The organism is Fructilactobacillus sp. X8R4C1 (assembly GCF_059900905.1).
On record NZ_JBWXVJ010000001.1, the window covers coordinates 145,224 to 170,572 of the forward strand.

Consider the following 25,349-nt stretch of genomic DNA (forward strand, 5'->3'; position numbering starts at 1 on the left):
TCAGAGGTGTTTTTTGTTGTCTAGTTATAAATACGTAAGTTTAGCGAAACTTAATTTTAGTATGATACACTGAACGTAAATAATTAGGGGATGAGAATTTGAAACGAATCCATCCAAAGCTAAAGATTCGTTGGCTCGCCATCGTTTTGGTGCTAATCTCGGGGATCGTCGCCGTGACCTTCACCCATTTCGACGCACCGATGTACAAACAGACGGTGGCTCGAGTCGTAAACGTGCACAACTACGGTCGCACTTCACAAACTGATGAATTTAAGAATCATGACTACCAAGAAAATCAGAAACTGACCCTCAAGGTCTTAAACGGAGAATACAAGGGCAAGACGATTACCGCTAACAACCAGTATTCTGGTGCCGGGGCGACCGACATGAAGTATCATGCTGGCCAACAGATCTTTATTCACGTTGCCAACAAGAACTTAAAGCCTTCGTCGATTCTGATCAACGGCTTTAAGCGGGACACCGCGGTCGTCTTCTTAATCTGGCTAACGGTGATGCTGTTGCTGGTGATTTTGAAGTTCAGTGGCTCCATGGCGCTTTTAAGTATCATCATCAACGCCGTGCTGTTCTTTTTGGCGGTCTCAATTGACGTGGGAACGAGCTTCAATCCGTTTGTTTTATTTGCCATCTTGTCGGTCATTTTCACGATTGTCACCGCCATTCTGATTTTTGGGGTGTCAAAGGAGACGGTCGTGACGATTTCGTCCACGATTCTAGGGACCGCGGTCGCGATTCTGATTGCGTTCATTGTCCTGTCGGTCACGCACGAGCGGGGCATGAACTTCGAGATGATGGACTACGTGACCCAACAACGACTACCAATCTACTTCGTCGGTTGTATGATTGGGTCGCTGGGGGCCATCATGGACCTCTCAGCCGACATCACGTCCAGTCTGTTTGCGGTTTATGAAGAAGACCACAGTCTTTCGTTCTTGAAGCTCTTAAAGAATGGGCAAAACATCGGACGGTCAATCATGGGACCGTTGATTAACGTCTTGTTCCTCATTTTCGTGGCCGGAACTTTTCCGATGATGGTGCTGTTTTTAAGAAACGGCAACAGTTGGGGCTACTCGTTCTCAATGATTATGTCACTTGGAATCATTCAAAGTCTGATTAGTGCGATTGGGATTACACTGACGGTGCCGATTACCAGCCTGATTGCGAGTGCACTTTGTGAAATGAAGGTGATTAAATGAGTACCATGACCGTCTTATTAATCATTCTCTTTTTCGCAATGCTGCTGGCGGGTGGCTCCAAGGGTTTCGTGGCTTTTATTGGTCTTTTGTGTAACTTTGGTTTGGTCTTCATGTCCGTCGTTTTGATTGCGTTTGGCATTCCGTACCTCTGGGTCACACTGGTTAACGCCGTCATTATCCTCGTCATTACAATTTACTTCGGTAATGAACAGGGACGGAACGCCGACGTGGCGTTTGTGACTTCGTTAATCGTGGTGGCAATCGTAATTGCGTTGATCATTCCGGTGGAACACTGGGCGCAGGTGCAAGGTTTTGGACCCGAGAATACCGAAGATTTGGAAGGAATGTCGCTCTTAATTGGCGTGAAATTCCTAAACGTTTCGTGTGCGATGACGATTTTGAGTTGTCTGGGAGCCGTGGCCGAAGCGGCCGTTGCCATGGCCACTGGGTTAGTTGAGATTCAGGACCACAACATCAAGATTTCCGATAAAGACTTCAGTTATATCGGAGTTTCAATTGGAAAAGAAATCGTTGGAACGGCCTTTAACACCCTATTCTTTAGTTTCTACGGGGAACTAGTTGGTTTGTTCATCTGGTTTGCGCGTTTGCATTACAGTATCGGCATGGTCATGAACGACAAAATCTTTGCGTCAGAGTTGATCATGACGTTGATTTCGGCAATTGGAGTGGTATTGACAATTCCCGTGACCATCGCGGTGATGTTGTATTTGAAGCATCGCAAGTTGAAGAAAGTGAAACAGGGATAAATATTAAAAACATCTTCTTCAGACTAGTATCTAGTATGGGGAAGATGTTTTTTAATATTATCTTTTAAAACGTGATAAGACATGAATAAAAATGATAATTAATCCGAATAATACCGTTATTAGTAAGGCATTTTTAAAATTGGAACTAATTCCTAATGAAGTTAATACATGTTTTGGCACTGCTGTTTTTATATTTTTAATGCTTTCATAACGCATGATTGATGCTATTTGAAATCCAGGCCATAAGTTTAAAATTTTCTGCATAAAATGCGGTAGATCGCCATAAACAATGTAGGTTCCTGAAAAGAAACCAGCTAATGTCCCAACAATTGCGGATAATGATGAGAAACTTGAATTGCTTTTTAAGAAATCAGTAACAAAAGAAAATAGTAAACTAGAAAAAATAATTAGTAGAATGCTAAATAACATTACAACAAGAAATTGAATATTAAATGAATTATACTTGTATTTGAAAGACAAATATCCAAAACAAATAAGCGAAAAAACAAATGTTGAGACAAGACCTTCAATAACAGAAGTTACAGTATATAATTCGTTAAGTATTTTTAGACTTATCTTACTATTAACAATAAAATCATCTATTCTATTATTTTTTTGATCTTCAAGTTTTTGACCAAATGCGGTTAATGTAGTTGTCATTGATACGATGGAAATTAAGCCTGCCATCATCCATGTGTCTACAAACTGGTCGATATGGTTAATACCCTTTAATGAATCTATTAAATTAGAACGTAAGAAAAAGATATAAATAAATAAACTAATGAACATGCCTAAGAAAGAAAAGAAGATACCTATTTTGTCTTTAAAATAGATCAGAAGGTTTCTTTTAATAAATTTTCTGTACATTCTACAAACCTTCTTCCATATTCTTGAATAAATCAGTATAAGTTGTTTTTACTATTTCAAAATTTTCATTCATTAAATCATGTTCTATTACGAAATTTACAGCTTTAGCAGCAGTGTTAAAATATTCAGTATTTTTATTTTCATGAAAAATAAGTTTGAATTTTGGCATTTTTTTCATGAAAGTATTAATATCACCAAAATATTTCACTTTACCGTGTAACATGAATAGTACTTTACTAGCATTTTCTACTTCTTCAAGTAAATGAGTAGTGAAAATGATACTGCATTGTTGATCACGTAGGTATTGATTCAAATCTTTCCAAATAGTCTGACGTATGTCAACGTCTATTCCTGCTGATAACTCATCTAAAATAAGGAAATTCGGCTTAATAGAAATTGCACGTAAGTAATTTACTAAACGTTTTTGACCACCTGATAATGTTGCATATGGTTGACTAGTATCAATATCAAATTCCTCTAGTTTATTTAAGATGTATTGAAGTTTATGTTTATCATTAATTCTACAGTGTATATTTTGATACACAGAAAGTTCATTATCTAAAATATTATTTTGGAAAACTGTGCCTAAATTAATGTCTTTCATGTAAATGTTCCCACTAGTTGGTGATGTTAATCCCATTATTATATTCAATAATGTAGTTTTACCAGCACCATTCGGGCCAATTAATGCAATCTTGTCCCCTTTATTAACAGAAAGGGAGACATCGGTTAAAATATCTGTTTTTGAGATTTTTTCAACTGTTAATTTCATGAACTCTCCTTATGATGTAGTTTATGGTCATAATTTTAATATTTAGTATGTACCTTTCTTTATTATTTGAAAACTGATTTTTAATTTTTTTATTTTGAAATTTAATTGATTTGAATAACGAACAAGACGAGGGGGTCCCTTTTCTGATTTGTGAACTTTATCCTTTACAACTCGCGATTTCTGTGGTTAAATTAATGCAAAATAAGAAAGGGATGAAACCAATGACAACGATTACTACGAACTATCAAAATACTTACTGTTGCTGTACTTGTTACATGTAGGTCAGCGTTCGTAGTTTTAGATGCGGGTGTTGATCAAACGCCTGTATCTAAGTGTAGTAATTTTTGTGCTCAGTTAGATACAACATTTTGTTAGTCTAACTGAGATTGGTGAATTCCAACTCAATCGAATATACTAATCTACTCTATATTTACGTGGAGAAAAAGGATCAGTTAGGCTAACTTAATGGATAGTCTAACTGATTTTTTTAATTGTTTCGTTTAATGGGGTTTTGTCAGAAACAGGATTACTTAGTTGAAGGGGAGAAATAGGATGAAGAAAAGATATTGGATTACCGCATTAGTCGCAATTATCGTGATTTTATTTGGATATACGTTTGTGTATCGGCCGTATCAGAAGGCCCATGCACCACAGTCAAACAAGAAGACGATCACTTTAGCAAGTTCGCCTGGTCCATACAGTGACCTGTTTATGAAGGGCATCAAACCCATTCTTGAAAAAGACGGTTATAAGGTTAAAAATAAGTCATTCTCCGTCTTACTGAATGCCGACATGGCATTAAACCAGGGTCAGGTTGACTTAAACGTTGAACAACACGGCGCCTACATGAATAACTTTAATAAGGAAAATCACGGAAACTTGGTTTCATTAACCAAGGTGCCAACCATTCCAACTGGGATTTATCCCGCTAAAAAGCATAGCTTAAAGGACGTTAAGAAGGGTGACACGGTTGCCATTCCAAACGATCCATCCAACATGTCACGGGCTTTTCTAGTAATGGAAAAAGCGGGTTGGATTAGGCTGAAGAAGGGTGTTGATCCCATCAAGGCCACTAAAAATGACATCATCGACAACAAGTACGATCTGAAGTTTGATGAAATGGATTCGGCCAACGAACCACGTTCCAGAAACAGCGTGGACTACGCCATCATCCCTGGTTCTGATACTTACGGGGCTAAGATTCCAGCAAGTTCAATGCTTCTGCGTGAAAATCCACAGAGTCAGTACATGTTGCTAGCCGTTGTAAACAAGAAGAATGAGCACACCAAGTGGGCTCAGGACGTCAAGAAGGCATACAACTCCAAGCAGTTCATGAACTACATGAAGAAACACAATCAGGACCACGAGTGGGAAATTCCTGAGAAATAATTGAACACTGTGTCTAAAAATACGATCAAATCCTCCCAATGTTTGGAGGATTTTTTTGTTTCACGTGAAACTTATTTCACACAAAAACAGGTCAACCTTACAGTTAACCTGTTTTGTTACTAAGTATTGCAATCCTACTTGTTATCTTTGTTCAAAGCGATGTTCTTAAGTGCTTCAAAAGCATCGATATCGATTTCTTCAGTAGTATTGTTGTTGAAAGTAACTTGGTATGAAATGATGTTACCTTCTGATTCGCGGGGATGGATTGAGTTCACGTTGTTCACGTTAATCAAACGACCATCACCAGTTTCAACTAATCCAGAAAAGTTCATGTTTTTCACCTCCTTACTAGTATTATTACATATGACGCGCCAAAAGATAACTAATAACACGCTCAAATTGCCGTTAAATTGGGAATTTATTGCCTTTTGTTAATTTCGTGATTTACATTAAAAAGACTTAATAAATTAAGCAAGCGTTTTTATTGCAACCGTTTTCATATGGGAGTATATTAAGGTCAACAAAAGAATTAAGTACTTTTGGGAGGAAGAAATTATGACAGATGTAAAGAAAATTCCTGCAGCAGTAGCAATGCTTAAAGTTATTGAATCATATGGCGTTAAGGATGTTTATGGATACCCTGGTGGTTCCATTAACTCAACGCTTGCTGCGCTCGATCAAGAAAAAGATAACATTAATTACGTACAAATTCGACACGAACAGGTTGGGGCATTAACGGCCGCTGCTCACGCTAAACTAACTGGTAAAATCGGAGTTGCCTTTGGATCAGCTGGTCCTGGTGCGGTCAACTTACTAAACGGTCTGTATGACGCTAAAGAAGACCACGCTCCAGTTCTTGCCATCGTTGGCCAAGTTGGTCATGACAACATGAACTATAATTACTTCCAAGAATTTCCAGAGACCCCAATGTTCTCTGACGTTTCGGTTTATGACCGTATCGTAATGACTCCTGAAAGTTTGCCACACGTTGTTGACCGTGCGATTCACGAAGCATACGCAAAGAAAGGTGTTGCCGTAGTTGTCATTCCAAATGACTTCGGTTTTGACGAAATCCCAGATGTTCCGTACAGTTCTGCATCAAAGACTTATGACAAGCCAGCTCCAGAACCAGTCGCAACCGATGACGAAGTAAGTCAAGCCCTTAAGATGATTAAAAATGCTAAACGTCCAGTGCTTCACGTTGGTCGTGGAATCAAGAGCAACGGCGACAAGTTAATCGAACTTTCAAAGAAACTCCAGATTCCAGTTATTATGGACGGCTTAGCTTTAGGCTACGTTGACGCCAACTACGAAGCTAACCTTGGAACCGCCAACCGTGCCGCATCAAAGGCCGCTGACGAAATCTTGAGTACCGCTGACCTAGTTATCGCCATTGGTGGTGACTTCCCATTCGCTAAATCAGTTTATGCAAGTCACAAATTCGCTTACATCCAAGTTGACGATTCTCAAATCCAACTTGGTCGTCATCACGAAGTTGACCTCCCAATCTGGTCTGACGCTGGCTCATTTGTTGACAAAGCATTGGCTCAAAGTGAAAAAGTTGCGCCAAGTCCATTCTACAAGGCTGCCGTTGCTGACCAAGCTAACTGGATGGAGTACATTCACAAGATGTTAAACATTGGCAGTGACGAAACCGACCAGAGTAATGGTAGTTTCATGGAAGAATTCAAGGACTTTGGTAAACACTTGAAGGACACCATGACTAACGCTAACTCAACCATGCCAGTTGCCCCAATCTACAAACAAATTAACCGAGTAGCCGACAAAGATGCCGTCTTCTCAATCGACGTTGGTGACAACATCATCAACAGTTTCAGATACTTGGACATTCAGCCAACTAACAAGTGGGTCATTTCCGCATTGTTTGCAACGATGGGTTCCGGACTTCCTGGTGCCATTGCTGCTAAGAAAGCTTACCCAGATCGTCAAGTCTTCAACATTGCTGGTGACGGTGCCCTTTCAATGGTTATCCAAGACTTAGTAACTTTGACGAAGTATCAACTTCCAGTTATTAACGTGGTTACTTCAAACGAAGACTTAGGCTTCATCGAAGGTGAACAAGAAGACTTACCAATGCAATTCTTCGGCCTTCAACTTCAAGGTCAAAGCTTTGAATTAATCGCTAAGGGAATGGGAATTGACGCTACAACTGTTCACAACGTTTCTGAACTTCCTGCTGCATTTGACAAAGCCGTTAAGGTTACAAAAGCTGGTCACCCATTCTTGATTGACGCAAAGATTAACCAAGACCGTGGACTTCCAGTTGAAGACTTGATCGTTAAAATTGAAAATGGTCAAATTGTTGAAACCATCAGTCCAAACTATAAGAAGGACAAGAATGACAACAAGACTTACACATTACCAGAATTCTTCGCAGAATATGGTGGTGAAGGCTTGTTACCACTTAAGGACTTCTTCGATAAATACGATGTTCAACTTTAATAAGTATGAAAAAGAGCTCTCATTGAGAGCTCTTTTTTGTGGGCAAATAGAGGATGTAAATACTTGAGCAAATTCCTCAGCTCACGGCGATTTAATGGTATGATGAAAGTAATCACAAGAGGATATCGGAGATGAAATATAATGAGTTTTAAAGGATTTGTTAATTGGTTTTTAGTTGTTTTTTGGATCGTGACTTTCGTGGTGTTAGCCATGGGCTTCAGTATGGTATCAATGTATATGATGGTGATCGGAATGCTGATTCACAGTTTAAATTGTGTCCTGGGAGATAAAATTTAAAGGAGGAATTAGATGTTTAAACCAATTTTATTGATTATCGCAGTGATTGCCTTAATCATTGCCTGTTATTTGTATTGGACGAATCGCGGTCGGGCCGTTGATAAGAGTTATATCAAGAGCTGGACGTACTGCTTCTTTGTTGTATGTATGCTGGTTGCTGTTGTAACTTTTGCCGTCGCCACCAGAAACATTTTGTCGGTTGCTGGCTTTGTGATTGCCTTCGTCCTGTTTGTTTACTACTTAGTTCGCTACTTTATGGCTGCTTTAGGTAAGGGATACAGCTGGGATCAGACCGTTTTTCTGAAATACTTTAGAAGAGCCGTGTACGCACTGCTTGCAACCCTAATTTTCTTCATTGCGTTCTACTGCTCGTCAAACAACCAGTTGGATATGTTGCATCATCGAGAGATCACTTCACATCTCCAGATGAAGCATAAGAAGACGCACAAGGAAAAGATGAGAATGGAGAAAAAGGATAAGAAAGCGGAAATGAAATAGTTGTTGAGGAGCCCTGTGGTAGGGCTTTTTGTGTACATAGGAGGGAGTTACATTATGCGTGATGTCTTACCTAAGCACAAAGTATTTTTTAATTTTAGTGATTTTATTTATAATATTTTATTGGTAATCATTAATGTTTTGCTGAGTGTTGTTATATTATTTTTTAAAAGTAAGTATCAATTTCAATTACTCTTAGTGACTATTGGAGTTGTGTTAAGTATACTTTTGCTTATTCATATAATTAGTAGGAAATATCCTTTATCCTTTATTTTTTTTCCATTTATGGATGGTTTGTATTATTTATTTTTGTATTTAGATAATATTTTCTTATATAATTTTATCAATGAATTGTTAATATCTTTTGCCACAGTTTCTATAATTATTAATATTAGTTTGTGTTGTATGTATGCTTATGATAGATGGAAACCATTTAAAGATTTTTGTATAAAAACAAAAGAACGTTTTTTGAGTCCACTAGATAAAAAAATTAATTTAATATGGCCACACATTAAGAATTGCATAAAATATTATACTATTTCACTTATGATTACATTTTTTGCATACATTCTCATATTGTTTATGATTGCTGACACGTCTTTTGATCCGTCGTGTGTTTATTTGAGCTCAGATGTATATAATCAAAGTACTTTATTATTAAAAATAGGAATTTTCTTGATGATCTTCATAACATTTTTAGTAGAATTAATTTACTGTGCCGGGGAATTTAAGGTTAGTAAGAAAGAGTCGACTAGGAACAAAATAGTAACTCTATTTGATCACAATTCAATATTAATATACTCTCCTGTAGTTATTATGTTTTTAGTGCAAATGTTTTTGGAAACGTGGGGAAATAAATCCTTTTATGAAATAATAAATTCAAGATTATTTATGTTTACTTTGATATTTTTGATACCATTGTTATTTTCGATTATTATCAATGGATGTGTTCAAGTTATGACTAAGGTTATAATTTGGATTTTAGATGGAGAATATAAAAATACTCCAGGAACAGTTTCTGAACGTTTTAAAATAGTATGGACAATTGGAGCTGGAATAATTGCTATAATTGGGTATTTGATTTTATTATTTAAGTAAAATAAATATGTTAAATGAAAAGGGACTAAAATTTTTAGTCCCTTTTCATATCTCACTATCGTAGAGATTACTCGCAATGATAAATCAAGTCTCACTAATGTAGAGATACTCATTACTTATAGTAGCATAATCTTTCTTTAAAATAGTTCTTTTTCTATATTATTCCCTATGGTAAAATTATTATCGTGAAAAATTTCATTTTTACGTACTTTACTGTGCGTACGATAATATTCTACTTGGAGGTTAACGTTCATGAACGTTATGCAAGCAATTGAGAAGACCGTCACTAATGCGGGTATCATTAGTTCGATCACCTCAACGATTTTCATTATTTTACTTGGTTTCTTTTTACGTAAGAAGAACATTTTTACCGATAAATTCGGGAAGATGTTGTCAAAGGTCGTATTGACCGTCGCCATTCCAGCCTTAGCACTGAACTCATTCATGCAGCCAATCAACGATGATACCTTGAAAGAGGGAATGAACGTCCTGCTGTGGGGCTTCATCATCTACATTATCTTGATTTTTGTTGCGCCACTGCTTTATCCCAAACAAGACAAGGATAAAAAAGAAGTGATGGGAATTTTAACGACCTTCGGTTCCACGACTTTCTTTGGAATTCCGATTGTCGGGGCGGTCTTTGGACCGAAGGGAATCATGTACAGTTCCATTTTCAATATTGGTTACCGGGTTTTCCTTTATTCATACGCCTACATCAGAATGTCAGGTTTGAAGATGGAAATGAAAAACATCAAGAAAATGTTCCTTAATCCTGTTGTAATTGCAACTTTCCTCGGACTTTTCCTGTGGTTGGGACAAAATTATGTTCCACATGTAACAGTCCAAACGATGTTAAATGGAATTCCTGGCAAAGGTACGAGTAGTGTGGCTTTCTACCGAATTGACCAAACCGCCTTGTGGCTCTGGAAACCGTTGAACTACTTAGCTCAACTATCCTCTCCACTTGCTTGGTTATCAATCGGTGTTACGCTTGGTTCCATTTCATTCAAGCAGGCCGCTTCCAACAAACTGTCATGGTATTATAGTTGGAATAAGGTCATCATTGTGCCGTTGTTCAACCTGATTGCGTTGACTGCTCTCTCAATGCTTGGCATCATGCCAATGAGTTACGTGGCTATCGCAACGATTGTCATCATGATGGCAACCCCAACAGCCACGGTTGCTTCAGCATACGCAATTAGCTTCAATCGTGATCCAGTTTTGGCTTCCAACGCGTCGTTCTTGTCGACCATTCTGTCAGTGATTATGATGCCGATTTGGATTGCGCTGCTTGAAGTCATCAATAACTCGGGGATTATCAAATAATGGGTGATAAAATGTTCAAAATTACTGCGTATGGGGTGCGTCCCGTTGAAGTCAGTTACTTCAAAGATTTAAATAAATACGATTATGAATTGAACTTAGTTTCTGAAATGTTAAATCGTGACAACGCCATCGATTCCAAGGGGTCAGACGGAGTGTTAGTTCGTGGAAACTGTCTGGCTGACAGGGAAAATTTACAGAAATTTGCCGACTGGGGTATTAAGTATGTCTTCACGCGTACGGTTGGTTACGACCACATTGACTTGAAGGCTGCCAAAGAACTTGGCATCAAGGTCGCTCGCGTTCCCGGATATTCGCCATATGCTGTGGCTGAACTGGCAATGACTCTCGGAATGAGTCTGTTTCGCAAAGTTGCTTCTGAAATCAACGCCACTCACGCTGGTGATTTTATCGTCAATGATTCGTACTTTAGTCGTGAGATTCATTCTAGTACCGTTGGAATTATCGGTGCGGGCCGCATTGGTCGAGCTGAGGCTAGTTTGTACAGTGGAATGGGAGCAACCGTGCTCGCTAACGACGGTCACAAGGTTGACGCTCCTGAAATCGATGAATACGTCCTCATTGATGAATTATTGAAGCGGTCTGACATTGTTTCACTGCACGTTCCCTACATTAAAGGTGAAACTGATAACTTAATCAGTACCGCCCAAATCAATTTAATGAAAGACGATGCCATTTTGGTTAATACGGCTCGTGGTCAAGTGGTTGACTTAAAAGCCGTCGATAATGCTCTTGCGTCCGGCACATTAGGTGGATATGGTGCTGACGTGTTAATTGATGAAGCTAACATTTTTGGTCATGAATTCAAAAGCGTCGACGATATTAAGAACCAGGAAGTTGTTAACCTAATGAAGAAATATCCAAACGCAATTGTGACGCCGCACGTTGGTTCGTTTACGGAACCAGCCTTGACGGACATGATTACCGTTAGTTACGACAATTTTCATGAAATGTTGACGACGGGTAAGTCTAAGAACGAGATTTAAGATTAAAAGAGAATATTAATTTTAGTCAGCATTTAACAATTATTGAGAGTGTCTTTTTTAAAGACATTCTTTTTAGTTTTACTTTTTATTCTATATGGTATAATCATCACTATAAAAAATTTCATTTTTTACGTATGAAGAGAGATGATACTACATGAAAGTGGTTAATTGTAATAATTTCAAAGTGAACTTTGAAACATACATGGATCAGGTTATGAAGGACGATGAAGAAGTTACCATTCATTGTGAGAATGGTGATTCGGCGGTGCTTGTTTCAAAAAAGAAATATGATAACATGATCGAGAATCTGTATGTCTTAGGAAATGGTGAGAATTTGAAGTTCTTGGAACATTCGAAGAAGCAATTGAAAAATGGAAAAACGAATTATTTGAAATAATAGTTAATTAACATAATTATGCTGTATAATAACAAATGAAGATTATGCAATCAACTCATCGATTTAATAGGGTGGTGGGACTGAGTTTATCAGCTAAAAGTTGATGAACTCTTTTTTAATTGTTATACCGTATAATTGAATTACTGTTTAATTAAGTTATAATATACTTATAACAAGTAATACATGGTCACCTATTTTCGGTAGAATTGATGATCGAGAGCTCATCGGCCTGTCGCTGATGAGTTCTTTTTTAATTATCATGGTTGTTTAAACGGTCAAATAACATATCTATTAATCGAATGATTAAATTAAGTTATAATAATAGATGTAAATAGTTCATGGGATCATCGATTTTTAGTAGGATTGATGATCAAGAGTTCATTGGTTTGTCGCTGATGAACTCTTTTTTTATTCATAGAACCACATAAAAAGGCTGAAACCAATTGGGGTTTCAGCCTTTTTGGTACTATAGGTCTCGCTAATGTGGAGACATTGACAAGATGGTGCCATTCCCACTAACGCAGGGAGCCTCGTTACTTCTATGATACCATTTCAATTTAATTAAATAAATGCCGTAATGGCGGAAGCAAAGACAATGAGAACTAACCCGAGGTAGGTCAGAGTCATTTCCTTTGGCGTCTTCTTCTGGTGTAAAAAGTAAATCCCGGTCAGAGTGGAAACGAGGACGGCTAATTGACCCAGAACGTTGGCAGTGGCCAATCCGTTCATGTCAGGCTGAGCTGAGATTAAGTACATTAACATACCAAAGCCTTGCGATAATCCAGCGAGAATGTTCTTGTATGAAACGGATTGAATGAAGACATTTTCGTCTCTTAGGTTCCACAAATCGTAAATCACGGCACATAGTACCATTCCGATGGCCTGGGGAAGAAACGCATGGTTCCCGTCCATGGCTTGCATGTTTGGCAATAAAGCCTTCATTGATGGCATGATGACCACCTGTGGAGCGGCTGAGTAAACTAAGTATCCCAGGGCACCAATCAGTTGAAAGATCGTAGCTTTCTTTAAAGCACCCTTATTGGTGGATTCTGGGTTTTGGACCCAAGCGGTGAGAGTCGCACCAAGAATTACGATAACTAGGGCAGTAAATCCTAAGACTTTTCCGATAATGCCAGTCCAGTCGCCTAGAACAAAGACTCCCCAAAGCGACGTCAGGATCAGCTGAAAGGCCGTGGTAATCGGCATTACTCGTGATGATCCAACTAACTTAAAACCCTTGAACTGCATGATCTGACCAAAGCCCCAGCCAAGTCCAGAAATAATTCCAAAAGTGGTACTGATCCAGCCGGGAAGGGCTAATCCTTCAATGAAAAACAGGACGACCGCAAAGACTAAGGTTCCAAGGGTGGCACCTAAGATTTGGTTGGCGGGTTTTCCACCAACCTTCGAAGCAATCGTGGGGAAAAGTCCCCAACCGACCATTGGTCCTAAACCAATTAATATCGCTAGCCAATTCATAATAATAACCTCCTAAAGTGTGTGAATGAATTTTTGAAACGCTGCGGTCCCCTGGTCATCAAGCTTGAAGACCCCGGCGTTTTCCAAGACGTGCATAAAGGTAATCCCGACTTCTTTGTCAATCACGTCCTGGACGTTGTCGGGATTGAGTTGGTAACTTTGTTTGATCTGGTTGGCCCAAGCAACGTGATAATCCGCGATGTCGTTAGGTTGACCAAGTAGATACTTCTTGACCTCGGCCAGTTCGGATTTCAAACGGGAGGGTAGAATGGCCCGTCCCATCACTTCAATCAGGCCAATGTTTTCCTTTTTGATGTGTTGGTATTCGGCGTGGGGATGAAAAATGCCATCGGGATACTTCTTGGACGTCTGGTTATCACGCAGAACCACGTAGACCTCAAATTGCCCCTGCTTGTTCATGCGGACGATCGGTGTGACCGTGTGATGCGGTGTCCCGTTTGTTTCGGCGCGCACGTCGACGGACGGGTCCGAATACTTACGCCATTCATTTAAGATATGGGTCGCAAAATCAATCAGTTCTTGTTTATCTGTCCCGGTCAGGCGAATCGTCGACATCGGCCAGTTTAAGACCTCGGCCTTAACGTCTGGATACTGATCCAAGTCAAAGGTGAACCGGGTCTGTGCTTTCATCATTGGGAAGGTGTGATAGCCGCCCTGGTAGTGTTCGTGACTCAGAATTGAACCTCCCACGATTGGTAGGTCCGCATTACTCCCCATAAAGTACGCAGGGAACATCGAAACAATTTCAGTTAGATTGAAAAACGTCTGCGCACTAATTTTCATCGGCTCGTGAACATCATCCAAAAAGATGCAGTGCTGATCAAAGTAGGAGTACGGTGAATACTGAAAGCCCCATGGCTTCCCGCCAACTAAAACATCAATGATGCGGTGATTAACCCGCACCGGAATTTGCGAATTACCGTAGTAACCCTCAGTTTGAGCGCACAGGTTGCACTTGGGATAACCAAAGTGGGTGTTTTGACCGGCCTTGGCAATGTCTTTGGGGTCCTTCTCCGGTTTCGACAGGTTAATCGTGATTTCCAGATCCCCAAACTTGGTGTCAATGTCCCAGAGCAGGTTCTTCTTGATGCGAGCAGTTTTAATGTAGTTATTTTGTTGACTTAAATTGTAAAAATAGTTCGTGGCCCGGTCTGGAGCCTGCTGATACAGGTTCCAGAACTTGTCATTGACTGCACTTGGAAGTGGGGTGTAGAGATTAGTCAGTTCCGCCTCTAACAGTTCACGGTTTTTGAGGGTATCGTCAATTTGACCATTCTTAATGGCCACATCGATTAATTGATCGACCGTTGCCAATAATTTATTAGATAAGTTCGGATTGGACACGTTCTTTTCACCAACCAAATGGTAAAGATAATTTATGAGATACGTGCGGTCCGATGGTCGGTACGTTTGTCCAGTATCAATGACCTGACCGGCGTAGTGTTCAACGAGATTTTCCATGTTGTTCACCTCACCTAAATCTGGATTTCTTTCGGGCCATCCGAGATGTTGGCAATGTAGAAGTCAGCGTCGTAGCCGAACCGGTAGTTGTAGGTGTCACCAACGTTTTTGGTGAAGCTTGCGACTTGGTCGGATGGAACAATTGCAATCGCACACCCACCAAAACCAGCACCGATCATTCGCGATCCAACGGCGCCGTTCTTCCAAGCTTCATGAACTAGCGTATCCAAGTTCGGACCAGTGACTTCGTAATCGTATTCAAGGGAAATGTGAGATGCGTTCACTAGTCGACCAAATTGAGCAATAGCGTTGTTACGTAAAGCCTTCACGGCTCTTAAGGTTCGTTGATTTTCAGAAACCGCATGACGGGCTCGTTTCAACAACGTTGCGTCATTAATGGTGTAGGTATACTCATCAAATTCGTCGTTTGTCATGGCCCCAAACGAAGAGAAGTCGGCCACCTTGTTGACTAGTTTTAAAGCGTCCTCACACTGTTGGCGGCGCTCGTTGTACTTGGAATCTTTGAGGCCCCGTTTCTTGTTGGTATTCATGATGACGATTTTGTCGTTTCCGAGTTTAATCGGAACGAACTCGCTCTTCATCGTGTTGGTGTCGAGCAGAATGGCCGTGTCTTTTTTGCCCATCTCAACGGCGTACTGGTCCATGATGCCGGAATTCACACCGATATCGTTGTTTTCCACATGTTGTCCGAGTTTGGCTAGTTCTGGTCCCGAGAAGACGTCGTTAAACTGGTCGTTTAAAATCTTGCCAAACAACATCTCAATGGAAGCAGATGATGATAGTCCTGACTCATCCGGTAAAGTGCCATAAATTAGAATGTTGAAACCATGATCCAGCTTGTGACCCTTGTCGGCAAACGCCTTGAACATGCCCTTGGGGTAGTTAATCCAGCCATCATCGTGGTTAATGGTTAGGTCGTCGATTTGAAACGAGTTGACTCCCGTATCTGGGAAGTTCTCCGAATAGATGTTGACTTGTTTGTCGTTACTCGGAGTCACCACGGCGTACGTTCCGAGGCTAATGGCACACGGAAAGACATGACCACCGTTGTAATCGGTGTGTTCACCGATCAGGTTGATTCGGCCGGGCGCGAAATACGCCTTGGTCGGTTCTTGTTGATACAAGTCTTGAAATTTATCCTTTAAATTACTAATAATTTTGTTAGTTGAAGTTATTTTCTCGGTCATTTAAAACATCTCCTTAGAAATCATTTCATTTGTAGTGATTTCTATTTTGAGAGTAAGCGTTTTCATGTGGTAAGTCAAGATTTTTTATCTTATAAAATAAATTGTGTAAAATAAATCTAATTGTTAATTTGTTGCACATGTAAGCGCTTTACATAATCAGACATCTTGTTATACTTGAACTGTGATCACAATATATTCGTTAAAAAGTAATAAATGAATTAATAGGAGGATCGTTATGGATAATTCTAAATCTGCTGACAAACCTAAGAAGAATACACTTCCTAAGTTGAGTTTGTATACGATTTTTGCGATGACATTTGGCTTTTTTGGGGTCAATATGGCATTCTCGCTTCAAAGCTCACAAATGGGACGAATCTTTCAGACCATTGGTGCGGATCCAACAAAATTAGGTTTCTTCTTTTTGTTGCCACCATTAGCTGGAATGATTGTGCAACCATTGATTGGTAAGTATTCAGATATAACCTGGAATCGGTTTGGTAGACGAATGCCATATTTATTAGTAGGAGCTCCAATTGCAGCGATTGTACTGATATTGTTACCAAATGCTGGTTCATTTGGGTTTGGTTATGGATCGCTTGCAGCTCTTCTATTTGGTGCAATTACGATTGCCATGATGGATGTTTCATCAAATGCATGTATGCAGCCATTTAAGATGATTGTTGGTGACATGGTTAATGAAGACCAAAAAGATTTGGCATGGTCATGGCAACAGTCCTTCTCAAACTTAGGTGGAGTGTTTGCAACTTTACTGCCATTCGTCTTAACGGCGCTTGGAATTTCAAACGTAGCACCTAAGGGAGTGGTTCCATTATCGGTTAAGATTGCGTTTTATACTGCCGCAGCCGTTCTACTAATCACAGCTTTATACACCGTTATGTCAGTTCATGAGTACAGTCCAACCGTCTACGCTAAGTATCATGGCATTGATGTCAATGCCCAAAAGACAAAGAGTAGTTTAATTAAATTATTAAAGACGGCGCCTCGTCCATTCTGGGAAGTCTCGTTTGTCCAATTCTTTAGTTGGTTTGCTTTTCAATACTTATGGACATATGGAACTGGTTCAATTGCTAAGACCATTTGGCACGTGACCGATCCATCGTCAGCCGCATATCAGGCAGCTGGAAATTGGTTTGGAATTCTGTCAGGAGTTGAAGCATTAGCCGCTGCTATCTTTGGATTCTTAGTCTTGTCACGGACGAAACCCAATTCACGTAAAATGTGGTATCGGATTGGATTGTTTGCTGGTGGAGTTGGCTTTGTTTGGTTGGCATTTATTCATTCTCAAGCTCTTTCAGTTGTTGCGTTTGTTTTAATTGGAATTGCCTTTCTTGCTATGCAGTCTGAATCACTGTCAATCGTGACTGAGACTTTGAACGGTGAGGATGAGGGTGCCTACTTAGGCCTCTTTAATATCAGTATTTGCATGCCTCAGATCATTGCTTCACTAGTTAGTTTCGCCATTTTCCCGCTGATTGGAAAATCAATGCCTGGCATGATTTTGGTTGCCGGAATTATGATGTTATTAGGAGTGATAGCCGTTAGTGCTATTCACGTTAAACCAATTGAAAGTAAAAAATAATTTTAAATTTTAGTTTAGGAGTTAGTTATGAAAAATAAACAATGGTGGAAAAATGCAGTCGTTTATCAAGTCTATCCCCAAAGCTTTCAGGACAGTAATGGAGATGGAGTTGGAGATTTAGACGGGATCAGAGAACGACTTCCGTACATTAAAAAATTAGGTGCCAACGTGATTTGGTTGAACCCAATTTACGTCTCACCCGAAGTTGACAACGGGTATGACATTGCTGATTATCGGAAAATCAATCCTAAATACGGTGATATGGAATCGTTTAATAAGTTACTTGATGCCGCCCATGATTTAGACATTAAGATCGTGATGGATTTGGTGGTTAACCATACTTCGACCGATAATGAATGGTTTAAGGAAAGTGAGAAGTCTAAAGATAATCCATACCGTGATTATTATTTCTGGCGTGATCCAGTTGATAGTCGTGAACCTAACGATTGGGGCTCCTTCTTTACGGGTTCGGCTTGGAAATACGATCCTAAAACTGGCCAGTACTACTTGCACTTCTTTGCCGATGAACAAGCGGATTTGAATTGGGATAATCCCAAGGTTAGAGGAGAGGTCAAAAACATCATGCGTTTTTGGCTTGATAAAGGAGTCGATGGCTTTCGAATGGACGTCATCAACATGATTTCTAAACCAAAGGGCTTACCAGATGCACCCAAACTTAAAAATGCTAAATACGCTGAACCAGCCAAAGACGTGTTAAATGGACCTAACCTGAATCAATACTTAAAAGAATTAAATCGCGACGTGCTCTCTCATTATGACGTGATGACTGTTGGTGAAATGCCTTCATCAACGCCTGATGAAGCGTTGGAATACACTGGTTTTAATTCTCATGAATTAAACATGGTCTTTCAATTCGATCACGTAGGATTGTCACCAAATCCTGACAAACGTTTGGACAAATGGAACGACCAACCCGTTAAATTAACCGAGTTGAAGCAAGTCTTTAATAACTGGGAAACCAAGCTAAACGGTAAGGGGTGGAACAGTCTTTACTGGGGTAATCATGACCAACCTCGTGCTGTGAGTCGGTTTGCGACCGATGATCCCAAGTATCGGATCTTGGCTGCCAAAATGCTTGGTACCACACTCCACATGATGCAAGGAACTCCTTACATTTTTGAAGGTGAAGAACTCGGGATGACGAACGCTCACAAAGAAGATTTGAGTCAGTATGAAGATATTGAATCACTGAACGCTTATGATCAATTTGTGAACAAAGATAAGTTGGTATCGCCAACGAAAATGATGAGTTACTTAGCTAATATCTCACGGGATAATGCGAGAACGCCAATGCAATGGGATACGTCTAAGAACGCTGGATTTACTACGGGGAAACCTTGGTTTGCTGTTAACGAGAATTACCATGAAATTAACGCAGCCGATGAAGTTGATGATCCAGACTCAGTCTTCACTTATTACCATGATCTAATTAAGTTACGGAAGGATAATCCAATTATTATCGAGGGAGACTTTGAATTGTTGGATCCTGACGACGACCAAGTTTTTGCGTATAAGCGACACTATAATGGACAGACATTACTCGTTGAAAGTAACTTTACTGGTCAAAAATTGAGTCGTAATTATGAGATTCCAGTTGGCGTTAAGGAACTGATTGGAAACTACAATGATGACATTGAAGGTCAGTTACGTCCTTACGAAACAAAAGTTTATTTAAGTAAATAAAAACCGGGCTCATCAAACCATACCTTGATGGGCCTGTTTTTAACGGAAGTTTAGTTGAGAGGTGGAAATTATGAAAAACAAGCAATGGTGGAAAAATGCAGTGGTATATCAGGTCTATCCACAGAGTTTTCAGGATAGTAATGGTGATGGAGTCGGTGATTTAAATGGTATTAGAGAACGGTTGCCGTACATTAAAAAATTAGGTGCCAACGTGATTTGGCTTAATCCGATTTATGAATCACCAGAAGAAGATAATGGTTATGATATCGCCGATTATCGCAAAATTAATCCGAAGTACGGCGACATGGAGTCATTTCAAAAATTGTTAGACCGGGCTCATGAATTGGGAATTAAAATTGTGATGGATTTAGTTGTTAATCACACGTCTGATCAAAACAAGTGGTTTAAGGAAAGTCGGAAGTCCAAAGACAATCCGTATCGTGATTATTACTACTGGAAGGACCCTGTTGATGGCCACGAACCGAATAATTGGGGTTCGTTCTTTAGTGGTCCAGCGTGGAAATACGATAAAACCACTGGTCAGTACTACCTGCATCTCTTTGCGGACGGTCAACCCGATTTGAACTGGGAGAACCCCAAAGTTAGAGAAGAAGTTAAAAGTCTGATGAAGTTTTGGTTGGATAAGGGGGTTGATGGTTTTCGAATGGACGCCATTAACCTGATTTCAAAACCAGTGGGATTGCCTGATGTAGATAAGGCTAAAAACGCCATGTATGGTGCACCAGGCCAAGATGTTTTCAATGGGCCTAAGTTGAATCAATATTTAAAGGAACTGAATCGAGATGTGCTTTCTCACTATGATGTGATGACCGTTGGCGAAATGTCGAGCATTAATCCCGAACAAGCCATTGAATACACTGGCTTTAACGCGCACGAGTTGAACATGGTTTTCCAGTTCCAGCACGTTGAATTGTCGCCCAACCCTGATCCAAGACTGGGAAAGTGGAACGACCAGCCAATTAAGTTAACTGAACTAAAACAAGTCTTTAATAACTGGCAAACGAGGCTAAATGGTAAGGGTTGGAATTCACTTTACTGGAGTAATCATGACCAACCTCGTGCCGTGAGTCGATTTGCGACGGATGATCCCAAGTATCGTGTTTTAGCTGCTAAAATGCTTGGCACCACGCTTCACATGATGCAAGGAACTCCGTACATCTTTGAGGGTGAAGAACTTGGGATGACGAACGCTCATAAAGAGGACTTGAGTCAGTATGAAGACATTGAAACAATTAATGCCTATGACCAATTTGTCAAAAAAGAAAAGATTGTTTCCCCAACTAAAATGATGAGTTATCTGGCTCATATGTCCCGTGATAATGCGAGAACGCCAATGCAGTGGGATAATTCTAAGAACGCTGGCTTTACTACTGGAACACCGTGGTTTGCGGTGAACAAAAATTATAAAGAAATCAACGCGAAGGATGAGGTTGATAATCCAAATTCGGTCTTTGCTTACTATCAGAAGTTAATTGAATTGCGTAAGAATAATCCAATTATCATTGAAGGGGATTTTGAACTCCTAGACCCAGACGATGAGGAGGTCTTTGCCTATAAGCGTCAATATCAAGGAGAGACTTTGTTGGTTATCAGTAATTTCACTGACCACGAGGTGGAACGTGATTATGAGGTACCTGATGGGGCTGAAGAGTTAATTGGAAATTATAATGATGATACTGGTAAAAAGTTGAGGGCGTATGAGAGTGAAGTTTATAAAATTAAATAGATAATTTATATAAAAATAGAGTAATACAGATATTTAAATATCTGTATTACTCTATTTATTTTGTACCATTTTTCTCGGTAATTGGGAATGTTTTGATAATCATGTCTGTCAAACGCTCACACCTAGAGCTAATTTCTTCGGGTGTCCATTTATTGTTTGCTGCAATATTCTTATTTGCAGTAATTAAGCTATTTTCTTTAACTTCACTATCTAGGTATATTTTCTTCTTAAAGTAAAAGTTTTTATTATTTGCTTTTCCATTATTGTGTTCTGATAATAACGTTATGTTTCCAATGGCGTATTTATATTTTGTTCTTATTTTTTCACTTTTGGGAAATGAATTATCCCAAGAAGAACCATCATCTATAACTTTAGGTAAAATATGCTCAAGTTGTAGATCATACTTTTTTAATTCACTTTCGTCTGCTCCAAATAATTTTCCATAAACGATTTTTAGAATAAGTATTAATTTTGGATCTCTTTTTTCAAATTGTTTTTTAATAATTTGATTTTTTGTTTCATAGTCATTTTTCATTTTTTGTTGTATTGTTTTCTTTATTTTTTCAGTAATAGGATTATCATTTTTACAAACTTTAATAGTTAATTCTTTAAACATACTATTTACTTTATTATTATTGTTTAGAGTGTCTGTTTCATGATTTACTTTGTCTAATTGTGTGTCATTAATGAGTTCCCCAGTAGCATTTGTGGAATTTAAGTAATGCCAACCGTCATAAAGAACTCGATTTCTAACTACGAATGTCCTAATAACTCGTAAAATTTCGTTAATATGTTTAATGTCATATTCTTTATCTAACATAGCTATTATTAAAGGATAATGTGAATTGAACTCGAATGTATTTAGGTCCATTAATAAATTAGTATATGTAATAAGATATTTCTTATCTTTATGTTCAATATTATGTGATATATTTTTATCCATTGTTAGTCTGTATCTCCTAATAATATTTAATATATTGAAACACAGTAATTATTTCATTAGTGGCATAACTATTCAATAGTTATGTTTGCAATAATATATTGAATGAATGGCAGTTCTAAAATGTTAATTGTTTATTGACTATTATTAAGATAACTTATAAATAATGATAAAATAAAACTATTCACAAATTTAAAAAGCTTGGAAGTTATGAAAAATGAACGAAAAAGAAGAAAAATTACTAAAAAAAGCTAAAGAAGAGTATGAAAAGCAAGTAAGACAAACAAAGGTTCCTGAAGATGAGAATATATTTCCGTGGATGACTCATTCACTTAAAATTATTGTTTTAGAAACAACTCAACCCGCTTTAACATTAGGTGGATCTGGTGATACTTCTTACACCGTGTTTTCTGTAATATCAAAAAATGATGAGCTTGAAATTATTGATAAAATCAATGAAACAGATAATTATGATTTTAAATCAATAGATCCTACAGATATCTTAGATAATCTTGTGACAAAACATGTTATAGATGATCCAGGAGAAATTATTGATGGACCTGATCAACTATTTATTTTAGAACCGCAATATAATTTTGAAAATTCATTAGTTAAATTGATGGATAATTGGGTTAGAAAAGAATATCAAAAATCAAAAAATATATTAACTTCAATACCAAATGATGAATTAAAGTTTGATAAACAGGACTTTTATGCCGATATTCTTCAATATGATAAAATTGTTGATGGAATTAATGATGATCAATTTACTGATGAACTAAAAGAGTGTTTATATGCATATAATCATTCAAAGTGGTATATATGTGCAGCTGGAATAGGAGGATTAATTGAGCATTTAATGTATCTTACTTTAGATAATTATGGAATGGCTACTTCACAAAATTTATCCAAAGACCCGACAGCTAAGGATTATTTGCGAGCTTTTAAACGTGATCCAATAAATTTAGAATCAAGACAAGAAACATTTATAAAAATGTTGTTTATGGGTAGAAATGCTATTTCTCATTTTAATAGTGGGTATACTGATAAAAAGCTTTGTGATTTGATGTTTAATGGGCTTATGAGTTTATATTTTGACTATTATGTTAAAAGTGAAGATTATAAGGTTAATGGAGAATAATTAATTAGGGGTTTTATATATGAATGGATCAGATACACAGATAATGCAGCAAATAAAGGATGTACTATCAGAATTTAATGATAAATACATATCTAAAAATGGCAGTTTAAAAAAGTCTAAAGTTATTGAAGACTTGGATAATTTTAATAAGCCGCTTATAGAAAAATTGTTAAAGAATAAAATAATCAGAAAGTATTATGTGGAAAATATTGACGGAACAGATGTATTCAATTTAAATCAATTTATTCAAATGTTCCAATATAAGAATTTTTGGGAGGATAGTTTTACAAAATATTCAAATAAGATTGGTTTGTCTAAAGAAGGTAGTAATGAATTTATTGATGAATCAGATAATGTAGTATTAAATTTTCCCTTTAAAGATACTGTTTTAAAAGGCGGAATGAGTGAAGAACATCCTGATGGTAATACTAATGAACAATTTTTAAATGAAGTACTTGCTAAATCTGAGATAGATGAAATGCTAGAGCCAAAAATATTTAAAAATGCGATTAAGTATGATAAAGAAGGTCATCATTTTACTAATCATTTCGATGATAATGATAATTTCATTATAAAGGGTAATAATCTTATTGCTTTATATAGCATAAAGAAAAGATATGAGGGATCAATAAAAATGATTTATATTGATCCTCCATATAATACTACGAAGGATTTTGAATATAATGATAAATTTACTCATTCGGCTTGGTTAACGTTTATGAAAAGCAGACTTGAAATAGCTTGGGAGCTGCTTGCTGATCAAGGGACAATATGGATATCTATTGATGATAACGAGAGCCACTACTTAAAGGTATTATGTGATTCTATTTTCGGAAGAAATAATTTTCTAGATGAGGTTATTTGGCAACGGGCTTATGCTCCAGTAAATTTAAAAAAGACTTTTTCTAAAAGTCACGATTATATTGAGGTTTATGCAAAAAATAATTCCGATGATTTTTCACTTAATAAGTTACCTAGAAGTGAAGAAGCAAATAGTAGATATAAAAATCCTGATAATGATCCAAGGGGAAGATGGCAATCAGATAATCTTTCAGTTGGCCCAGCTGTTAAAAACAATATATATCCCATTACTACTCCCTCTGGAAGAGTTGTTCTTCCTCCTGATGGAAGAAGTTGGCTATATTCAGAAGATGAATTTAAGAAAAGAAGAAAAGATAACAGAATATGGTTTGGTAATGATGGTAAAAATGTTCCCAGGGTTAAAAGATTTTTATCTGAAACTAATACTGGTGTAGTAGCTCAAACTCTTTGGACATATCAAGAGGTAGGACACAATCAAGATGCCAAAAGAGAAATAAAGAAACTATTTAATAGTAAGAGTGTCTTTGGGACTCCTAAGCCCGAAAAATTAATCCAACGAATTTTAACGTTGGGATCCAATGAAGGAGATACTGTTTTGGACTTCTTTATGGGTTCTGCAACCACTCAAGCAGTAGCCATGAAAATGAAACGAAAATTTATTGGTATAGAACAAATGGATTACATCGACACTGTGTCTGTCCCAAGATTGCAAAAAGTCATTGATGGGGAACAAGGTGGAATTTCAAAAGATGTTGCTTGGAATGGTGGAAGTTCATTTGTTTATGCTGAGTTAATGGAGAAAAATCAAAAATTTGTCCGTTCCATTAAAAATGCTGTTGATGATAAAGATCTAGATGAAGTGTTTAATGAAATGAAAGAATCTTCAGACATTGATTTTAGAGTAGACATAAATAAGTACGAAGAAAATTATAAAAACGATCTAAATTTTGATGAAAAGAAAAGAGTTTTGTTGGAAATGTTAGATAAAAATCAACTTTATTATAATTTTAGTAATATTGATGATGAAAATATCCGAAAAATGTTGTCAAAAGACGATTATGAATTTAATGAAAGTTTTTATAAGAATTAATAATTTAGGAGGAACAAATGAATACTGAGCCATCTGTTATGTACGAA

General features: G+C 37.9%; 22 protein-coding genes. 15 read left to right on the forward strand and 7 right to left on the reverse strand.

Annotated features, from left to right (window positions below; all coding sequences use genetic code 11):
• The first annotated feature begins 98 nt into the window (after positions 1 to 98).
• Both AC6UDA_RS00705 and AC6UDA_RS00710 read left to right on the forward strand, forming a co-directional pair.
• The gene (locus tag AC6UDA_RS00705) at positions 99 to 1,214 is read left to right on the forward strand and encodes a YibE/F family protein (protein ID WP_500710392.1); all 1,116 of its coding nucleotides are present in this window, start codon (positions 99 to 101) and stop codon (positions 1,212 to 1,214) included.
• Complete coding sequence (locus tag AC6UDA_RS00710) at positions 1,211 to 1,981, forward strand: YibE/F family protein (protein ID WP_500696278.1); 771 nt, start codon at positions 1,211 to 1,213, stop codon at positions 1,979 to 1,981. The genes AC6UDA_RS00705 and AC6UDA_RS00710 overlap by 4 nt, the downstream gene beginning before the upstream one ends.
• A 57-nt stretch (positions 1,982 to 2,038) precedes the next feature.
• On the opposite strand, the gene AC6UDA_RS00715 is transcribed toward AC6UDA_RS00710, so the two are convergent.
• Together AC6UDA_RS00715 and AC6UDA_RS00720 are read right to left on the reverse strand one after the other, a co-directional pair.
• Positions 2,039 to 2,848, reverse strand: a complete 810-nt coding sequence (locus AC6UDA_RS00715) for an ABC transporter permease (RefSeq protein ID WP_500710394.1) — start codon at positions 2,846 to 2,848, stop codon at positions 2,039 to 2,041.
• Between the two features lies 1 nt (position 2,849).
• Positions 2,850 to 3,620 (reverse strand): ATP-binding cassette domain-containing protein, encoded by a 771-nt coding sequence (locus tag AC6UDA_RS00720; RefSeq protein WP_500710396.1) that lies wholly within the window; start codon positions 3,618 to 3,620, stop codon positions 2,850 to 2,852.
• A 552-nt stretch (positions 3,621 to 4,172) separates the two neighbouring features.
• Between AC6UDA_RS00720 and AC6UDA_RS00725 the strand changes: the two genes are divergently transcribed.
• Complete coding sequence (locus tag AC6UDA_RS00725; RefSeq protein ID WP_500710398.1) at positions 4,173 to 5,009, forward strand: MetQ/NlpA family ABC transporter substrate-binding protein; 837 nt, start codon at positions 4,173 to 4,175, stop codon at positions 5,007 to 5,009.
• A gap of 134 nt (positions 5,010 to 5,143) precedes the next feature.
• Here AC6UDA_RS00725 and AC6UDA_RS00730 read toward each other — a convergent pair whose 3' ends face one another.
• A complete protein-coding gene (locus AC6UDA_RS00730; RefSeq protein ID WP_500694170.1) occupies positions 5,144 to 5,341 on the reverse strand; it encodes a hypothetical protein in 198 nt (65 codons plus the stop codon).
• 223 nt (positions 5,342 to 5,564) lie between these two features.
• Between AC6UDA_RS00730 and AC6UDA_RS00735 the strand changes: the two genes are divergently transcribed.
• The 7 genes from AC6UDA_RS00735 to AC6UDA_RS00765 all read left to right on the forward strand — a co-directional run bounded on the left by AC6UDA_RS00735 (position 5,565) and on the right by AC6UDA_RS00765 (position 12,089).
• The gene (locus AC6UDA_RS00735; RefSeq protein WP_500710400.1) at positions 5,565 to 7,472 is read left to right on the forward strand and encodes a thiamine pyrophosphate-dependent enzyme; all 1,908 of its coding nucleotides are present in this window, start codon (positions 5,565 to 5,567) and stop codon (positions 7,470 to 7,472) included.
• A 141-nt stretch (positions 7,473 to 7,613) separates the two neighbouring features.
• The gene (locus AC6UDA_RS00740; protein WP_500694168.1) at positions 7,614 to 7,769 is read left to right on the forward strand and encodes a hypothetical protein; all 156 of its coding nucleotides are present in this window, start codon (positions 7,614 to 7,616) and stop codon (positions 7,767 to 7,769) included.
• 12 nt (positions 7,770 to 7,781) lie between these two features.
• Positions 7,782 to 8,267, forward strand: a complete 486-nt coding sequence (locus AC6UDA_RS00745) for a hypothetical protein (protein ID WP_500710403.1) — start codon at positions 7,782 to 7,784, stop codon at positions 8,265 to 8,267.
• Positions 8,268 to 8,321: 54 nt separating this feature from the next.
• Positions 8,322 to 9,362, forward strand: coding sequence for a hypothetical protein (locus AC6UDA_RS00750; RefSeq protein ID WP_500710406.1), 1,041 nt, complete (start codon positions 8,322 to 8,324; stop codon positions 9,360 to 9,362).
• Between the two features lie 252 nt (positions 9,363 to 9,614).
• Positions 9,615 to 10,688 (forward strand): AEC family transporter, encoded by a 1,074-nt coding sequence (locus AC6UDA_RS00755; protein ID WP_500701406.1) that lies wholly within the window; start codon positions 9,615 to 9,617, stop codon positions 10,686 to 10,688.
• Between the two features lie 11 nt (positions 10,689 to 10,699).
• Positions 10,700 to 11,692, forward strand: coding sequence for an NAD(P)-dependent oxidoreductase (locus AC6UDA_RS00760; protein ID WP_500710863.1), 993 nt, complete (start codon positions 10,700 to 10,702; stop codon positions 11,690 to 11,692).
• Between the two features lie 154 nt (positions 11,693 to 11,846).
• Positions 11,847 to 12,089 carry a type II toxin-antitoxin system Phd/YefM family antitoxin gene (locus AC6UDA_RS00765; RefSeq protein WP_500710410.1) on the forward strand — a complete coding sequence of 81 codons (243 nt, stop codon included), beginning with the start codon at positions 11,847 to 11,849 and terminating at the stop codon, positions 12,087 to 12,089.
• 561 nt (positions 12,090 to 12,650) lie between these two features.
• Here AC6UDA_RS00765 and rbsU read toward each other — a convergent pair.
• Genes rbsU through AC6UDA_RS00780 form a run of 3 tightly spaced genes read right to left on the reverse strand, consistent with a single transcriptional unit; the run spans position 12,651 to position 16,258 of the window.
• A complete protein-coding gene (rbsU, locus tag AC6UDA_RS00770; protein WP_500710413.1) occupies positions 12,651 to 13,568 on the reverse strand; it encodes a ribose/proton symporter RbsU in 918 nt (305 codons plus the stop codon).
• 12 nt (positions 13,569 to 13,580) lie between these two features.
• Positions 13,581 to 15,050: a UDP-glucose--hexose-1-phosphate uridylyltransferase gene (gene galT, locus AC6UDA_RS00775; RefSeq protein WP_500710416.1), complete on the reverse strand. Its 1,470-nt coding sequence runs from the start codon at positions 15,048 to 15,050 to the stop codon at positions 13,581 to 13,583.
• A 14-nt stretch (positions 15,051 to 15,064) separates the two neighbouring features.
• Positions 15,065 to 16,258 (reverse strand): galactokinase, encoded by a 1,194-nt coding sequence (locus AC6UDA_RS00780; protein WP_500710418.1) that lies wholly within the window; start codon positions 16,256 to 16,258, stop codon positions 15,065 to 15,067.
• Between the two features lie 235 nt (positions 16,259 to 16,493).
• Between AC6UDA_RS00780 and AC6UDA_RS00785 the strand changes: the two genes are divergently transcribed.
• From AC6UDA_RS00785 to AC6UDA_RS00795, 3 genes are all read left to right on the forward strand, one after another.
• On the forward strand, positions 16,494 to 17,858 hold the full coding sequence (locus AC6UDA_RS00785) for an SLC45 family MFS transporter (protein WP_500710420.1): 1,365 nt from the start codon (positions 16,494 to 16,496) through the stop codon (positions 17,856 to 17,858).
• Positions 17,859 to 17,885: 27 nt separating this feature from the next.
• On the forward strand, positions 17,886 to 19,562 hold the full coding sequence (locus AC6UDA_RS00790; RefSeq protein WP_500710422.1) for a glycoside hydrolase family 13 protein: 1,677 nt from the start codon (positions 17,886 to 17,888) through the stop codon (positions 19,560 to 19,562).
• Between the two features lie 70 nt (positions 19,563 to 19,632).
• The gene (locus AC6UDA_RS00795; RefSeq protein WP_500710424.1) at positions 19,633 to 21,309 is read left to right on the forward strand and encodes a glycoside hydrolase family 13 protein; all 1,677 of its coding nucleotides are present in this window, start codon (positions 19,633 to 19,635) and stop codon (positions 21,307 to 21,309) included.
• Positions 21,310 to 21,364: 55 nt separating this feature from the next.
• Here the strand turns inward: AC6UDA_RS00795 and AC6UDA_RS00800 are convergent, their stop codons facing one another.
• Positions 21,365 to 22,252 carry an HNH endonuclease family protein gene (locus tag AC6UDA_RS00800; RefSeq protein WP_500710426.1) on the reverse strand — a complete coding sequence of 296 codons (888 nt, stop codon included), beginning with the start codon at positions 22,250 to 22,252 and terminating at the stop codon, positions 21,365 to 21,367.
• A 214-nt stretch (positions 22,253 to 22,466) separates the two neighbouring features.
• Between AC6UDA_RS00800 and AC6UDA_RS00805 the strand changes: the two genes are divergently transcribed.
• Both AC6UDA_RS00805 and AC6UDA_RS00810 read left to right on the forward strand, forming a co-directional pair.
• Positions 22,467 to 23,390, forward strand: a complete 924-nt coding sequence (locus tag AC6UDA_RS00805) for a hypothetical protein (RefSeq protein ID WP_500710429.1) — start codon at positions 22,467 to 22,469, stop codon at positions 23,388 to 23,390.
• 19 nt (positions 23,391 to 23,409) lie between these two features.
• A complete protein-coding gene (locus tag AC6UDA_RS00810; protein WP_500710431.1) occupies positions 23,410 to 25,302 on the forward strand; it encodes a DNA methyltransferase in 1,893 nt (630 codons plus the stop codon).
• Positions 25,303 to 25,349: the final 47 nt, after the last annotated feature.

Bases quoted from the DNA above. Each gene is read 5' to 3' on its own strand.
- galT (WP_500710416.1), bottom strand. From the start codon at position 15,050: ATGGAAAATCTCGTTGAACACTACGCCGGTCAGGTCATTGATACTGGA.
- AC6UDA_RS00795 (WP_500710424.1), top strand. From the start codon at position 19,633: ATGAAAAACAAGCAATGGTGGAAAAATGCAGTGGTATATCAGGTCTAT.
- AC6UDA_RS00800 (WP_500710426.1), bottom strand. From the start codon at position 22,252: ATGGATAAAAATATATCACATAATATTGAACATAAAGATAAGAAATAT.
- AC6UDA_RS00715 (WP_500710394.1), bottom strand. From the start codon at position 2,848: ATGTACAGAAAATTTATTAAAAGAAACCTTCTGATCTATTTTAAAGAC.
- AC6UDA_RS00710 (WP_500696278.1), top strand. From the start codon at position 1,211: ATGAGTACCATGACCGTCTTATTAATCATTCTCTTTTTCGCAATGCTG.
- AC6UDA_RS00790 (WP_500710422.1), top strand. From the start codon at position 17,886: ATGAAAAATAAACAATGGTGGAAAAATGCAGTCGTTTATCAAGTCTAT.
- AC6UDA_RS00785 (WP_500710420.1), top strand. From the start codon at position 16,494: ATGGATAATTCTAAATCTGCTGACAAACCTAAGAAGAATACACTTCCT.
- AC6UDA_RS00805 (WP_500710429.1), top strand. From the start codon at position 22,467: ATGAACGAAAAAGAAGAAAAATTACTAAAAAAAGCTAAAGAAGAGTAT.
- AC6UDA_RS00735 (WP_500710400.1), top strand. From the start codon at position 5,565: ATGACAGATGTAAAGAAAATTCCTGCAGCAGTAGCAATGCTTAAAGTT.
- AC6UDA_RS00740 (WP_500694168.1), top strand. From the start codon at position 7,614: ATGAGTTTTAAAGGATTTGTTAATTGGTTTTTAGTTGTTTTTTGGATC.
- AC6UDA_RS00720 (WP_500710396.1), bottom strand. From the start codon at position 3,620: ATGAAATTAACAGTTGAAAAAATCTCAAAAACAGATATTTTAACCGAT.
- AC6UDA_RS00760 (WP_500710863.1), top strand. From the start codon at position 10,700: ATGTTCAAAATTACTGCGTATGGGGTGCGTCCCGTTGAAGTCAGTTAC.
- AC6UDA_RS00730 (WP_500694170.1), bottom strand. From the start codon at position 5,341: ATGAACTTTTCTGGATTAGTTGAAACTGGTGATGGTCGTTTGATTAAC.
- AC6UDA_RS00745 (WP_500710403.1), top strand. From the start codon at position 7,782: ATGTTTAAACCAATTTTATTGATTATCGCAGTGATTGCCTTAATCATT.
- rbsU (WP_500710413.1), bottom strand. From the start codon at position 13,568: ATGAATTGGCTAGCGATATTAATTGGTTTAGGACCAATGGTCGGTTGG.
- AC6UDA_RS00810 (WP_500710431.1), top strand. From the start codon at position 23,410: ATGAATGGATCAGATACACAGATAATGCAGCAAATAAAGGATGTACTA.
- AC6UDA_RS00765 (WP_500710410.1), top strand. From the start codon at position 11,847: ATGAAAGTGGTTAATTGTAATAATTTCAAAGTGAACTTTGAAACATAC.
- AC6UDA_RS00780 (WP_500710418.1), bottom strand. From the start codon at position 16,258: ATGACCGAGAAAATAACTTCAACTAACAAAATTATTAGTAATTTAAAG.
- AC6UDA_RS00755 (WP_500701406.1), top strand. From the start codon at position 9,615: ATGAACGTTATGCAAGCAATTGAGAAGACCGTCACTAATGCGGGTATC.
- AC6UDA_RS00750 (WP_500710406.1), top strand. From the start codon at position 8,322: ATGCGTGATGTCTTACCTAAGCACAAAGTATTTTTTAATTTTAGTGAT.
- AC6UDA_RS00725 (WP_500710398.1), top strand. From the start codon at position 4,173: ATGAAGAAAAGATATTGGATTACCGCATTAGTCGCAATTATCGTGATT.